General features: G+C 59.5%; 10 protein-coding genes. 7 read left to right on the top strand and 3 right to left on the bottom strand.

What is annotated here, in order from left to right; all coding sequences use genetic code 11:
• Positions 1-10 precede the first annotated feature (10 nt).
• Positions 11-766, top strand: coding sequence for a CDP-diacylglycerol--serine O-phosphatidyltransferase (gene pssA / locus CLV74_RS11055; protein ID WP_106264606.1), 756 nt, complete (start codon positions 11-13; stop codon positions 764-766).
• Between the two features lie 83 nt (positions 767-849).
• Here the strand turns inward: pssA and CLV74_RS23380 are convergent, their stop codons facing one another.
• The 3 genes from CLV74_RS23380 to CLV74_RS11040 all read right to left on the bottom strand — a co-directional run bounded on the left by CLV74_RS23380 (position 850) and on the right by CLV74_RS11040 (position 5,507).
• The gene (locus tag CLV74_RS23380; protein ID WP_106264603.1) at positions 850-3,501 is read right to left on the bottom strand and encodes a M10 family metallopeptidase C-terminal domain-containing protein; all 2,652 of its coding nucleotides are present in this window, start codon (positions 3,499-3,501) and stop codon (positions 850-852) included.
• A gap of 477 nt (positions 3,502-3,978) precedes the next feature.
• On the bottom strand, positions 3,979-4,593 hold the full coding sequence (locus tag CLV74_RS11045) for a 2-dehydro-3-deoxy-6-phosphogalactonate aldolase (protein WP_106264601.1): 615 nt from the start codon (positions 4,591-4,593) through the stop codon (positions 3,979-3,981).
• Positions 4,590-5,507 carry a 2-dehydro-3-deoxygalactonokinase gene (locus CLV74_RS11040; protein ID WP_106264697.1) on the bottom strand — a complete coding sequence of 306 codons (918 nt, stop codon included), beginning with the start codon at positions 5,505-5,507 and terminating at the stop codon, positions 4,590-4,592. The genes CLV74_RS11045 and CLV74_RS11040 overlap by 4 nt, the downstream gene beginning before the upstream one ends.
• A 476-nt stretch (positions 5,508-5,983) precedes the next feature.
• Here CLV74_RS11040 and CLV74_RS11035 point away from each other — a divergent pair, with 476 nt between their 5' ends.
• From CLV74_RS11035 to CLV74_RS11010, 6 genes are all read left to right on the top strand, one after another.
• Positions 5,984-7,672, top strand: coding sequence for a methyl-accepting chemotaxis protein (locus CLV74_RS11035; protein WP_106264598.1), 1,689 nt, complete (start codon positions 5,984-5,986; stop codon positions 7,670-7,672).
• Positions 7,673-8,020: 348 nt separating this feature from the next.
• Complete coding sequence (locus tag CLV74_RS11030) at positions 8,021-9,616, top strand: ABC transporter substrate-binding protein (RefSeq protein WP_211299032.1); 1,596 nt, start codon at positions 8,021-8,023, stop codon at positions 9,614-9,616.
• Between the two features lie 118 nt (positions 9,617-9,734).
• Positions 9,735-10,742, top strand: coding sequence for an ABC transporter permease subunit (locus CLV74_RS11025; protein WP_106264596.1), 1,008 nt, complete (start codon positions 9,735-9,737; stop codon positions 10,740-10,742).
• Between the two features lies 1 nt (position 10,743).
• Positions 10,744-11,631: an ABC transporter permease subunit gene (locus CLV74_RS11020; RefSeq protein ID WP_106264594.1), complete on the top strand. Its 888-nt coding sequence runs from the start codon at positions 10,744-10,746 to the stop codon at positions 11,629-11,631.
• Positions 11,632-11,635: 4 nt separating this feature from the next.
• The gene (locus CLV74_RS11015) at positions 11,636-12,616 is read left to right on the top strand and encodes an ABC transporter ATP-binding protein (protein WP_106264592.1); all 981 of its coding nucleotides are present in this window, start codon (positions 11,636-11,638) and stop codon (positions 12,614-12,616) included.
• The gene (locus CLV74_RS11010) at positions 12,613-13,569 is read left to right on the top strand and encodes an ABC transporter ATP-binding protein (RefSeq protein WP_106264590.1); all 957 of its coding nucleotides are present in this window, start codon (positions 12,613-12,615) and stop codon (positions 13,567-13,569) included. Before CLV74_RS11015 ends, CLV74_RS11010 begins: the two co-directional genes overlap by 4 nt.
• Positions 13,570-13,625: the final 56 nt, after the last annotated feature.

Here is a 13,625-nt window from a genome sequence, read left to right as displayed (position 1 = left end):
ACATCCGGTGATGCGGCGCTTCATCTCTCGCAACCCTGACAAGCTGGAACGGGTCCCGCTGGTGCAGTTGGTGCCGAACATGGTCACCCTGTCGGGGATGTGTTTCGGTTTGACCTCTATCCGCTTTGCGATGGAGGGGCGCTTTCAGACCGCTGTGTTCCTGATCCTGCTTTCAGCGGTGATGGACGGGCTGGACGGGCTTTTGGCCCGCCGCCTGCAAGCGATGTCCAAGATCGGCGCGCAACTGGACAGCCTGTCGGACTTTCTGTGCTTTGGTGTGGCGCCTGCCATTCTGGTCTACCAGATGCATCTGATGGGCGCGGGCAGCATCGGCTGGATTTTCGCCCTGATTTTTGCCGCCGCCTGCTGCCTGCGACTGGCCCGCTTTAACGTCACCTCCGAAATGGACGAAGAACAAAAGACCACGCCGCACTTCGTGGGCGTCCCTGCCCCTGCTGGCGCGATGCTGGGTCTCTTGCCGGTCTTCCTGACGCTCGCGGATATGGGGGACCTGACCAACTGGCCCATGCTGGTCGGACTGTGGATGGCCTTTGTTGCGCTGCTGATGATCTCAGAGTTGCGCACCCTGTCGCCCAAGGGCCTGAAGGTGCCGCGCAAGCTGGTGGTGGTGATGATGTTCGCCATTGTGATCTCGATCGGGATGACGTTCACCCGTCCGTGGCAACTGTTCGTCGCCATCGATCTGCTTTATCTAGCGATGGTGGCCTATAGCCTGATCAAAGCCCGCGGGCGGATGTTCGGCTAAGTCCTGAAGCCGAAAGCCCATATACGATAAAACCCCGTGCCTGGCATTGCAGACACGGGTTTTTTCTTTCGCGCCGTTAGGGGTCAGAGCAGGCCGTCCACCTCGGCAAAGATAAAGCTCTGGGCATCCAGTTCCTCAACCGCAACGCCGCGCAGGATGATTTCCAGCCCGTCGTATGAGACCAGCGTACCTTCCTCGATGGTCGTGAAGGTCAGCAAGGTAAAGCCTGCATCGGTTGCCGACAGATCCAGAACGTCTTCGCCGCGACCGAAATCCTGCACCGTATCGGTCGAGCCATCGGCCTGGAACACAAAGGTATCGGCACCAGCCCCGCCGAACAGCGTATCATTGCCGCCCGCGCCCATCACCGTGTCTCGGCCGACGTTGCCTGCCAGCACGTTATCGGCGTCATCCCCGATCAGGATGTCGTTTCCTTCCGATCCCAGCACCCGTTCGATATTGATCAACCGATCGCCTTCGGCCTGACCACCCTGACCTGTCCCGGCACCCAGATCGATGATCACCGCCTCGTCCGAGTTGTTGTAGAGGACAGTGTCACTGCCCTGTCCCCCATCAAGGATATCGGCACCTGCGCCACCGACCAGACGGTCATCATCCAGATTGGCCCGCAGCACATCATCGCCATTCCCCCCGCGCAACACGTCGCTGCCCGCGCCGCCGCGTACAGTGTCGTTGCCGTTTGCACCGCGCAGAACATCATCCGAGGCACTGCCGATCAGCAGATCGTCATAGCCCGACCCCAAAACGACCTCGATCGAGAACAGGCTGTCCCCTTCGGCGTCGCCGCCCGCACCGGTTCCTTCCTCGACATTGATGGTGACTGCTTCGGATGAGGTCCGGTAGTCGACCATGTCATCGCCATATCCACCTTGCAGAGTATCCGCGCCAGCGCCGCCGATCAGAACATCATCGCCGTCGTTGCCGTAAAGCTCGTCTTCACCTTCACCGCCCATCAGCGTGTCGGCACCCTCGCCGCCCTTCAGCGTGTCATCCAGCGTCAACAGAGCGACAGTTTCGAAGGTCAGATCACCGCTAACGTTTGCTACGTCTTTCGACACCGTGTCTTTCAGCACACCGCCTGCAGCATTCACCGCCAGCCTTGAAATCAGGCCTTCAGCGTTCGGTCCGATATCGGCAAAGGCATTCTCTTGAATTTCTTTTGCCGTCAGCACACGGTTGAAAAAACGCACATCGGCCAGCTGGCCCTGATGGTTAAAGCGGACCCCTTCGCGATCGGTAAATGCCGCCGGGATCACATCGCCTTCGAAGTTGGCGCAAAGGATGCCGTCGATATAGACCTGCACCGCGCTGGCGGCGCTATCCAGCGTCACCGACAGACGATGCAGATCACCGTCGGTCGCCTTGATCGACGAAGTGTTCTGGTAGAACCACGCCGAACCATTGCTGTACCAGATGCCATTGTCCGTCGCCGAGAACGACAACGACCAGCCCCCCGGGAGACCGGAAAGGCTTTGAGTGATCGAGACCTCATCGAAGGACACCAGCATCTCGACCGACAGATCCGTGGCCGAGCTTGCATCAATGTTGTAGCTGACCAGACTGCCGCGCGACATCGTCGCGATGCCGTGGGTGTAATCTGTAGCAGCGGCAGCTTCGGCAAAATCACCGATCAGCAGATCATCACCAGCACCGCCTTCAAGGAAGTCCGCACCGATACCACCGATCAAGACGTTGTTGGCATCATTGCCGGAAATCATGTCATCGCCGCTACCGCCGATGGCGTTCTCGATCACTGCACCAACTGCAATTCCAAGGTTCAGGTTATTGCCGCCCACACTGGACAGCTTGCCGTCTACCAGCGAGATCGCGGCGTCATCGGCAAAGCCCGACATATCCAGCGTATCAATGCCGCCTGCATCCCAGATGGTGACGGCGGCGATTGCCTTGCCCTCAGCACGCAACTGGTCGAAATCGAACACAGCGCGATCCGCATTCGCGTTAAAGCCGTAAACCGTGTCGCCCGTCCGCGTCTCCATATTCGCGCCGTAAAGCGACTGAAGCGCCAAAATATCCGCGACCATCGGCGTTGCGGGGTACTCGGTCGCCCAGACCAAACCCGCATCAGCGGCAGAGTTGCTGCTCATGATGGTGTAGGCTTGGTTGTCCTGAATATAACCCGCGATCTCTTCGTAGGTCAGACCGCCCGTGCCGGATGTCGTCTCGGTCAGACCAAAGACACGCCCCAGATCACGCAGCAGGGCCGCAAAATAATAGCCGCCGTAGCTCATGTCATAGGGGTCGGCCAGTTCGTTAAAGCCATAGACCCACAGATCACCGTTCAGGCCCGTGCCCGCGGGCAAGCTGCCCGTAGTTCCGTAAAGCGTCGAGTTATAAAGGCGGATATCCGCATCCACCGACTTGCCCGCATCCACGATGTCCAGATCAATCACATCCGCAATCAGCGCCATCGCTTCACGCGCCGCCGCAATCTGCGCTTCGGTAAAGGGCACCAGTGTCCCGCTGCGAACGGTATCCGCGTAATCGGCAGCTTCCGTCAGCGGAAAGGCAAAGCTGACCTCGCCGATGGTCCATGCGATCTGGGTGTTGATATCGGCCGCAACCTCGGCAAGCGAATAGTCCGGAAGGCTGTCATACTGCGATTCAAAGTCCGCTTGCGCCGCCGCCTCAGAGGCATCTGACCCCGACCCCGAAGTCGCTCCGAATACCAGTACTGTCTGGGTACCCTCAGCCATCAAAAGCCTCCTGAAATTCTTGAATTAGTATGGAGCACTGAAAACAACGCACTCGCATTCGTTGAAAAAATGAAAAAATCCTGTCTCTTGGAGATATTCTTCGGGGGCTTCGGACCCTAGTCCCATTTGGGGACAAAACCCAAAACAGACCCCATGTCGCACGACTAAAATGCAAAACGGGCTGCCTTTCTGACAGCCCGCCTCTTTTGGCCCCCCGGCCATATTTCGAACCGTGACAAACACGGAAACCTCAGAAGAACATAGGAAGCTTTCGCGCCTGTTTCACTAATAAATTAAGGCGAAATTGCTAATTTTTACTGACCAGCTACAGTATGCGACGATAAAGCCACACTCACCGAATTGCTGCACACCGCCGACAAATAAGGTCACCTAGTCTCAAGGATGACCCGCAAGGCCTTCGAACAAAAGAGAAGTCTGGCGCAGGAATGCCGCACCGCAGCAATCCCGCGCACAATCTCAGGCCCCGTCACTCACCGCACAATCATAAGCTGAAACAATCTGTTTCGCATCCTGTGCCACCCGCGCAGCGCTCGCCCCCGGTTTATAAAGGTTCGAGCCCATGCCAAATCCCGTCGCCCCGACCTTGAACCAACCTGCAAAATCGTCGGGACCAACACCGCCTACCGCAAAGGTCTCGGTGCCTGCTGGCAAAACTGCTTTCAGTGCAGACAACCCTTCCTGCCCCAGCTTGAAGGCCGGAAACAGCTTAAGCCCATCCGCGCCCGCACGCAGGGCGGCAAAGCACTCGGTCGCCGTAAAGACCCCCGGATAAGACAGCAAACCCGCCGCCTTCGCAGCACGGATCACAGCCTCATTGCAGTCGGGAGAGACCACCATGCCCGCGCCAATCTCGGCCAGTCGCGTAACCTCGCTGGGGTCCAAGACAGTGCCCGCCCCGATTACCGCGCGGTCTCCTGCGCAGGCCACCATGCGGGCGATGCTTTCAAAAGGGTCAGGTGAATTCAGGGGAATTTCGATGCGCGTGATCCCTGCATCGATCAATGCCTCAGTGATGGCCGGAACCTCGTCCGGCGTGATCCCCCGCAAAATCGCGATCAGTTTACGGCTCATGATGTCTGCTCCTCAAGCGCACGATAGGCTGCGCGCAAGCCGTTCAAGGTTGTGATTTCGCTATCAAGATTTTCAGCCGCGCCGCCTGCCTGCACCAAAGCTTTCTGGTAGAGGGCCGCCAGCTTATGTTCACCAACAAGCTTCACCGGACGCCCGCCCCACAAGGCCCGCGCCGCCGCCAACTCTGACCCGATCAACAAACCGGACAGCCGCGCGCGGCAAGTGCCTGCGCTGGCTTTGTTCAAAATCGCCTCGGCGCGCAACCCGAACAGGCCCGCCATCAAAGCATGTGGCACCGACAATGCTTGGGCCACCGCCTCCTCAAAAGCCGCTTCATCCCAATCCGCTCCGGCAGCGGAATGGCGCAGGATCGAATGCCGCGGCAGCAGGTCGAAAAGCTCGCCCGTCATAAAGGTCTTGAACCCCGCAACCTCACCGTTCCGGACATCGGCCCACTTCGTGTGCGTGCCAGGCAAACAGACCACCCCGTCGAAATCAGGCGATCCAAGCAGCACACCCGCAATCTGGGTCTCTTCCCCGCGCATCACATCCGCTGGCGCTTTTTGGCAAAGGCCGGGCAGAATACGCACCCGCAGACGGGGATCTTCCAGCTCAGGTTCAACAGCACCCTCGGCAGCCGCCGCCGGACAGGGCACCTCTCGGTAGGGCGCCTCACACCAGCCCTGCGCCGCTCCGGCCATACCGCAACAGATCACCGGAAGATGCCCCTGCGCAGGCAAAACGCCCTCCAGCAACGCCAACAAAGCAGGCTCATAGCCGTCACGCTCCAAACGGGACATCCCGCAAGGCGCATCAATCCGGCGCAAGACCGCCCCGCCTGCATCCATCAACCAAAGCCGCAGATGAGAGGTCCCCCAGTCCGCAGCCACCCACGCAGGCCCGCCCTCAGCCATCGGAACGCCCCCGCAGACGGTGCTGCGCAATTATAGATGGGTTCATGGTGGCTCCTCCTTGGGACAAGCGTACACAAGACGCGCCCCGCCTACTTCTTTATTGCAAAAATACTCAAAAATCCCGCCCGCGCCCGAAAGCGCAACGCTTGGAACCCGTGCCGCGATGCCCTCCACCAGCACCAAAACCCTCTGATCCCAGTGCGCAATCTTCGCCAGAGCAAGACCCGTGTCAATCGCAGCCCGTCATGTTTCCAGCGCCTTGCCCCAAGCCATGACACTCTAGAAACGCCGCTGAAAAATCCGCCAAAAGGTGCATTTATCAAAAACCTTTCAAGGACTTATCCAAAAACTTCCACCCACCCGAATAGGCAAGCCGAAAGGATGGGTCCCAAATCTATCCTTAAGATGCCTCAATTTTTTCAGCGAATGTGCCGTTCTTTTTACTAACCCGACACAAGATATCATGGATTTCACCTATGAATGGCGATCAGACCCCTCAAAGCGTTAGCTTCATGGCGACCAACGACCGCCCCAACGTGCGCCGCGCCCTGAATTACCTGTCTAACCCTGTGATGATTGCCGACAAGGAACTGATCATTCGCTATGTGAACAGGGCCGCGATCCAGATGTTCCGCCAGATCGAAGGCGACTTGCGCAAAGACCTACCCAAGTTTGACATCAGCAACATCATTGGCCAGCCGATGGACGTGTTCCACAAGAACCCCGCGCGGCAGCAAAAGATGATGATGCACCTGCGCGAGCCCCTGAACGGTGCCTTCCGCATCGGCGGGCGCGAGCTGGCCTTTCTGGCCTCGCCCGTGCTGGACGAAAACAAAGAACTGGTCGAAGTCTTCGTGGAATGGCGCGACCAGACCGACCTGAAACATGCACAGCGCCAGACCGCCCAGCTTCTGGGTTCGGTCGAAGACGTCGCGAACGAGCATCTTAAAGGGATGACCAAAGCGCGGATAGATACCTCTGGACTGGACCCCGAGTTTGAACGCCTTGGTGCGCGGATCAACGATATGGCCAGCTACCATATCGACGTAAAAGACACGATTCTGACAGCGGTTCGGGCCTTTGCCGATGGCAATTTCCACGGCAGCTTCCCCACCTTTGAAGGGGATGACAAAGCAGTCAGTGAAGCTATGGCCTCGGTCCAGACGGCCTTTATCGGCGTTACAGAAGAGATTGCCGATCTGGCCGCCGCGATCGTGCGTGGTGACCTGTCCGCTGACGTGGATAGCAGCCACTACACCGGCGCCTACAAGAAGATCATCGACGATTTCGGACAGGCGTTCGAATCCCTGAATGGCACTATCCACGAAATCCAGACTCAGGTGGCAGAGATCAACTCTGACATCAGCGAAGTGACCCGCAGCGCCAATACCCTGCACGGAAACGCCCAAGCCCAATCCACCGCAGTTGAGGAAATCTCGGCCACCGTGGAAGAGACCGACAGCATGGTGCAGGCGAATGCCACTGCAACGCGCGGCTCATCCAAGCGTGTGGATGCGGCGCTGGCCAGCATCAGCCTTGGCCAAGAGCGGATCGTGGAAATGGTCAGCGCCATGGATGATATCAAGCGGTCATCCGACGATATCAGCCGGATCATCAAGACCATCGATGACATCGCCTTCCAGACCAACCTGCTGGCGCTGAACGCCGCCGTCGAGGCTGCTCGCGCAGGCAACCACGGTCGCGGCTTTGCAGTGGTGGCCCAAGAGGTGCGCAACCTTGCGGGACGTTCGGCGAAAGCTGCGCGAGAGACCTCGCAGATGATCGAAGACTCGGCCACCCGCGTGCAACTGGGCAGCGAACTGGCGCAGCAAACCCGCGAATCCTTCGAGAGCATCTCGGAAAACGTCAATGAGATCGGCGCCGAGACCAAGCGCATCGCCGCCAGCAGCGAAGAGCAGTCCCGCAGCACCGCTCAGGTCAACATCGCTTTGACCGAACTGTCGAAATCGACCCTGTCGAACTCGAACCAAGTGGAAGAACTGGCCTCGGCAGCCGAGCGGATGGAAGCTGGCACCGGCACGGTCCGCGAGATGGTAGAACGCTTCCAATTGCGCAAAGTGAAAGCAGCACCAAAGGGGCCCGATCTTTCCAATGCCTCGCCCGAGATGCTGGCACAGATTCAAGCCTACCTCGCCCGTCAGTAAATCACCCATACCGACAGTTTTCGCCGCGCTCTGTCAGTCAGGGCGCGGTTCGCGTTTTTACGCCCCCGCAAACTACGGCGGCACACCCGCCCAAATATTCCAACTCAAAGATGCATTTTTAATCCAACAAGTGACGTAACGGCAGGACATTCGTTTTGTCTAGGTTAAGGCAACCGGAACATGTTGCCTTTTTTGATCATATGATCAAACATCGCGCCACGGGTCTTTTGTACGACCCGCAACAACTCAGACCAGCGCGCCGAAGGGGCAAACGATCCGACCAAGACCCTGCCATATTCATACAAAAGGGCTGGCCGTGCGCTGTCGAATCCAACACGGGAGATTTGAATGAAAATCCGTAACTTCCTGACCACCACTGGTCTGCTATGTGTGATGGCCGGTGCCGCCGCCGCACAGCAAACTCTGGTTTATTGCTCCGAAGGCTCGCCCGAAGGTTTTGACCCGGCGCTGTACACCTCGGGCACCACGTTCGACGCCTCGGGTCAGACCGTTTATTCGCGTCTGGTCGAATTCAAGACCGGCACCACCGAAACCGTGCCCGCGCTGGCCGAAAGCTATGAATCCTCGGCTGATGGTCTGGAATACACCTTCCACCTGCGCCCCGGTGTGAAGTTCCACGAAACCTCGTATTTCACCCCCAGCCGCGATTTCAACGCAGACGACGTGATCTTCACGTTCGAGCGTCAGATGAAGGAAGATAACCCCTACTACACCGTCTCGGGCGGCACATGGGAATACTTCAACGGCATGTCGATGGGTGACCTGATCAAGACGATCGAAAAGGTCGACGATATGACCGTCAAATTCGTCCTGAACCGCCCCGAAGCACCCTTTATCGCGAACCTCGCGATGGAATTCGCCTCGGTTGTTTCCAAGGAATACGCAGACGCGATGCTGGCCGCCGGCACACCCGAAATGCTGAACCAGCAGCCTGTCGGCACCGGCCCGTTCCAGTTCGTAGCCTACCAGAAAGACGCGGTCATCCGCTACGCCAAGAACCCCTCCTACTTCCGTGAGGGTCTGCCCAAACTGGACAACCTGATCTTTGCCATCACCCCCGATGCATCGGTCCGCTACCAGAAGCTGCAGGCAGGCGAATGCCACGTCATGCCCTATCCGAACCCCGCCGACATCGCAGACATGAAGTCCGCAGAAGGCGTGAAGATGATGGAGCAGGAAGGCCTGAACGTGGGCTATCTGGCCTACAACACCAAGGTCGCGCCCTTTGACAAGCCCGAGGTCCGCAAGGCCCTGAACATGGCCATCGACAAGCAGGCGATCATTGATGTGGTCTTCCAAGGCTCGGGCCAGATCGCAAAGAACCCGATCCCGCCGACCATGTGGTCCTACAACGAAGCCGTTCAGGACGACGCATATGATCCCGAAGCCGCCAAGCAGGCGCTGGCCGACGCAGGCGTTTCGGATCTGTCCATGAAAATCTGGGCGATGCCCGTACAGCGTCCCTACAACCCCAACGCCCGCCGCATGGCCGAGTTGATGCAGGAAGACTTTGCCAAGATTGGCGTGAACGTCGAGATCGTCAGCTATGAGTGGGGCGAGTATCTGGACCGCTCGAAGGATCTGGACCGTGACGGTGCCGTTCTGCTGGGTTGGACCGGTGACAACGGTGATCCGGACAACTTCCTTGCGGTTCTGCTGGGGTGTGACGGTGTCGGCGGCTCGAACCGCGCCCAGTGGTGCCATGAGCCCTTCAACGACGTTGTCCAGAAGGCCAAGAGCGTGACAGATCAGGCCGAGCGCACCAAGCTGTATGAAGAAGCTCAGGTCATCTTCAAAGAGCAGGCGCCTTGGGCGACCATCGCGCACTCGGTCGTGTTCATGCCCATGCGTCCCGAAGTGGAAGGCTACGTGGTACACCCGCTGGGATCGCACATCTTCACCGAAGTCAGCCTGGCCCAGTAAATCTGCGCTGATCTGACCTCAGGGCGGTGGCCGGTCTTTCCGGCCCCGCCTTTCCTGTTTCCACAGACCCTGCCAAGGACGCCTTCATGCGTCCCGAGCCAAATATGAGGCGCCATAAATGCTGCGCTATCTTCTTTCCAAATTATGGACCTTTGTGCCGACCTTCATCGGCGTCACAATCATCTCATTCGCGTTCATCCGCGTGCTGCCCGGTGACCCGATCATCGTGATGGCCGGAGAACGGGGCGTGACCCCCGAACGCTATCAGGAACTGATGCACCAGTTCGGCTTTGACCAGCCGATCCATGTGCAGTTCTGGAACTATCTGACCGGCGTGCTGCAAGGGGATCTTGGCACCAGCTATGTGACCAAGAAACCCGTCTGGGACGAGTTCTTCGCCCTCTTCCCCGCCACGCTAGAGCTGTCGATCTGCGCGATCATCATCGCCATCGCTCTTGGCATTCCCGCAGGCGTCATCGCCGCTGTGAACAGGGGCAAGTTCTTTGACCGCGCTCTGATGTCCACCGCCCTGATCGGCTATTCGATGCCGATTTTCTGGTGGGCGCTACTGCTGATCATCGTCTTTTCCGGCAACCTTGGCTGGACGCCGGTGTCGGGCCGCATCAGTCTGATGTTCTTCTTCGACAACGTGACCGGCTTTATGCTGATCGACAGTCTGCTGTCGGGCCAGAAGGGCGCGTTCGCCTCGGCCGTGCATCATCTGGTTCTGCCGTCCATCGTGCTAGCCACGATCCCGCTGGCGGTTATCGCCCGTCAGACCCGTTCCGCCATGCTGGAGGTCCTGTCCGAGGATTACATCCGCACCGCCCGCGCCAAGGGCCTGTCGCCCCTGCGCGTCAACGGTCTGCACGCCCTGCGCAACGCCATGATCCCTGTGATCACCGTGATCGGCCTTTCGGTCGGCACCCTGCTGGCAGGCGCAATCCTGACCGAGACGATCTTCAGCTGGCCCGGCATCGGCAAATGGATGGTCGATAGCATCTTCCGCCGCGACTACCCCGTCGTCCAGGGCGGCCTGTTGCTGGTCGCCGTCGCCGTCATGCTGGTGAACCTTGTCGTGGACCTGCTCTACGGCCTTATCAACCCCAAAATCCGGAAGCGCTGAGATGGCCGATACCACCACGCCCACCCGCCCCAGCCGTCTGGCCGAGTTCTGGCAGTACTTCAGCGAGAACCGCGGCGCCGTTATCGGCCTTTATGTCTTTGCGTTCTTTGTCATTTTGGCCTTGGGTGCCGATTTCATCGCGCCCCATGACCCGACCGTCCAGAACCGCAGCGCCACCCTGCAACCGCCTTTCTGGCAGGAAGGCGGCAGCCTTGAATACCTGCTGGGAACCGATCCCTTAGGCCGCGATATCCTGTCCCGCTTGCTGCACGGCGCGCGCTATTCGTTCTTTGTCGGCGTCGTCGTTGTGGTGATCGCCAGCTTTGGCGGCATCGTCATCGGCCTTGTGGCCGGTTTCGCGCCCAAATGGCTGGACACGATCATCATGCGCATCATGGACATCGTGCTGTCGTTCCCCTCATTGCTGCTGGCGCTTGTGCTGGTCGCCATTTTGGGGCCAAGCCTTTTGAACGCGATGATCGCGATCGCCATCGTTCTGCAACCTCACTACGTGCGTCTGACCCGCGCGGCGGTGATGACGGAACGGTCCAAGGACTATGTGATCGCCAGCAAGGTCGCGGGGGCCAAGTTAACCCGCCTGATGTTCAAAACCGTGCTGCCCAACTGTCTGGCACCGATCATCGTGCAAGCGGCGCTGTCGTTCTCGAACGCGATCCTTGATGTGGCCGCCCTTGGCTTTCTGGGTATGGGTGCGCAGCCGCCAACACCGGAATGGGGCACCATGCTGGCCGAGGCCCGCGAATTCATCCTGCGCGCGTGGTGGGTCGTGACCTTCCCGGGTCTGGCGATCCTGATCACCGTGCTTTCGATCAACCTGATGGGTGACGGGCTGCGTGATGCCCTCGATCCCAAACTCAAGCGGAGCTGATGCCATGAGCCTGCTACGCATCCGAAACCTCTCTGTCGATTTCGCCACTGCTGGCGGCGCCTTCCGCGCTGTGGACGGGGTCGATATCACCGTGGACGAAGGCGACGTTCTGGCCATCGTGGGCGAGTCCGGCTCGGGCAAATCCGTGTCGATGCTGGCCATGATGGGCCTCTTGCCGTGGACAGCGACCATCACCGCCGACGAAATGAGCTTTGATGGCCGCGACCTTCGCGACCTGACGGCAAAACAGCGGCGCAAGGTCATCGGCCGCGATATGTCGATGATCTTTCAGGAACCCATGTCGTCCTTGAACCCCTGCTTTACCGTGGGCTTCCAGATCAAAGAGGCGCTGAAACAGCACCTTGATCTGAGCAAAGCGCAGCGACACCAGCGGGCGATTGAACTGCTGGATCTGGTCGGTATCCCTGACCCCGAACGGCGGCTGAACGCCTTCTCGTTCCAGCTGTCGGGCGGCATGAGCCAGCGCGTGATGATCGCAATGGCTCTAGCTTGCAAGCCGCGTCTTCTGATCGCGGACGAGCCGACAACCGCGCTGGACGTGACCATTCAGGCGCAAATTCTGGACCTGCTGACGGACCTGCAAAAGGAAACCGGCATGGGTCTGATCCTGATCACCCATGACATGGGTGTGGTCGCGGAAACCGCTCAAAGGGTGCAGGTTCAATATGCCGGTCAAAAGGTCGAAGAACAGCCCGTGCAAACCCTGTTCACCGAACCTCACCATCCCTATACCACCGCGCTCTTGGCGGCGCTGCCAGAGCGGGCCACGACGAAACGTCTGCCCACCATTCCGGGTGTGGTGCCGGGGCAGTTCGACCGGCCCGCAGGGTGCCTTTTCTCGCCCCGTTGCCAATATGCCGACGACACCTGTCGCGGCGTGAAACCGCCCGTCCAAGGCCCCGAATTGGGTCTGGCGCGCTGCCACTATCCCCTTGGCGCCCCCGTGAAGGAGACCGCCCGATGACCGCCCCCGTTGTGACCGCCGAAAACCTGTCGCGCCACTATCTTGTGGGCGGCGGGCTGTTTTCCAAACCCAACACCGTGCGGGCTTTGGCCGAGGCCAGTTTCTCGATCCAGCCGGGTAAAACGCTGGCTGTGGTGGGGGAATCCGGCTGTGGCAAGTCCACGCTGGCCCGTCTTGTCACCCTGATCGAAGAGCCCACCGGCGGCGCTTTGACGCTGGATGGCAAAGCCGCCACGCCCGACAATTGGGACAGCCTGCGCGACACGGTGCAAATCGTGTTTCAGGACCCTTACGGATCGCTCAACCTGCGCCAGCGGGTCGGTGCGATCCTTGAGGAACCGCTGATCATCAACCGCCCCCAGATGAGCGCCGCCGAGCGCACCGCCAAGGCGCGCGAGATGATGCAGCTGGTCGGCCTGCGGCCCGAGCATTACGACCGCTTTCCGCATATGTTCTCTGGCGGGCAACGCCAGCGGATCGCGATTGCGCGGGCTTTGATGCTAGAGCCGAAGCTACTGGTTCTGGACGAGCCTGTCTCGGCCTTGGACCTGTCGATCCAATCGCAGGTTCTGAACTTGCTGATGGACCTGCAAGAGCGGCTGAATCTGGCTTATCTCTTCATCAGCCACGATCTGTCGGTGGTGCGCCATGTGGCAGACGATCTGATCGTCATGTACCTTGGCCGCCCCGTAGAATTCGGCAGCCGCGATCAGGTGTTCAACACGCCGCAGCACCCTTACACCAAGGCGCTGCTGTCCGCGACACCCACCACCGAGCCCCATCTGCGCCGCGAACGGATCAAGTTGCAGGGCGAATTGCCCTCGCCCCTGAACGTGCCGGATGGCTGCCCCTTCGCGCCCCGCTGCTGGAAGGCTCAGGATGTCTGCCGCCACACCCGCCCCGAGCTGGTCGGAGAGGGTCATCAAACCGCCTGCCACTTCCCCGAAGAGTAAGGCGTCCCGCATCGCGGAAAAGGGCAGGCGTGGTGCCTGCCCTTTTTGCTACGCAG

Origin of the sequence: Donghicola tyrosinivorans (genome assembly GCF_003003355.1) — a bacterium.
Lineage (GTDB): Bacteria > Pseudomonadota > Alphaproteobacteria > Rhodobacterales > Rhodobacteraceae > Donghicola > Donghicola tyrosinivorans.
The sequence above is the reverse complement of the archived record's forward strand: the minus strand, read 5'-3'. Positions and strand labels throughout refer to the sequence as shown.

Coding starts and splice junctions, on each gene's coding strand:
- CLV74_RS11040 (WP_106264697.1), bottom strand. CDS start 5,507: ATGGCTGAGGGCGGGCCTGCGTGGGTGGCTGCGGACTGGGGGACCTCT.
- CLV74_RS11025 (WP_106264596.1), top strand. CDS start 9,735: ATGCTGCGCTATCTTCTTTCCAAATTATGGACCTTTGTGCCGACCTTC.
- CLV74_RS11035 (WP_106264598.1), top strand. CDS start 5,984: ATGAATGGCGATCAGACCCCTCAAAGCGTTAGCTTCATGGCGACCAAC.
- pssA (WP_106264606.1), top strand. CDS start 11: ATGCGGCGCTTCATCTCTCGCAACCCTGACAAGCTGGAACGGGTCCCG.
- CLV74_RS11030 (WP_211299032.1), top strand. CDS start 8,021: ATGAAAATCCGTAACTTCCTGACCACCACTGGTCTGCTATGTGTGATG.
- CLV74_RS11045 (WP_106264601.1), bottom strand. CDS start 4,593: ATGAGCCGTAAACTGATCGCGATTTTGCGGGGGATCACGCCGGACGAG.
- CLV74_RS23380 (WP_106264603.1), bottom strand. CDS start 3,501: ATGGCTGAGGGTACCCAGACAGTACTGGTATTCGGAGCGACTTCGGGG.
- CLV74_RS11020 (WP_106264594.1), top strand. CDS start 10,744: ATGGCCGATACCACCACGCCCACCCGCCCCAGCCGTCTGGCCGAGTTC.
- CLV74_RS11015 (WP_106264592.1), top strand. CDS start 11,636: ATGAGCCTGCTACGCATCCGAAACCTCTCTGTCGATTTCGCCACTGCT.
- CLV74_RS11010 (WP_106264590.1), top strand. CDS start 12,613: ATGACCGCCCCCGTTGTGACCGCCGAAAACCTGTCGCGCCACTATCTT.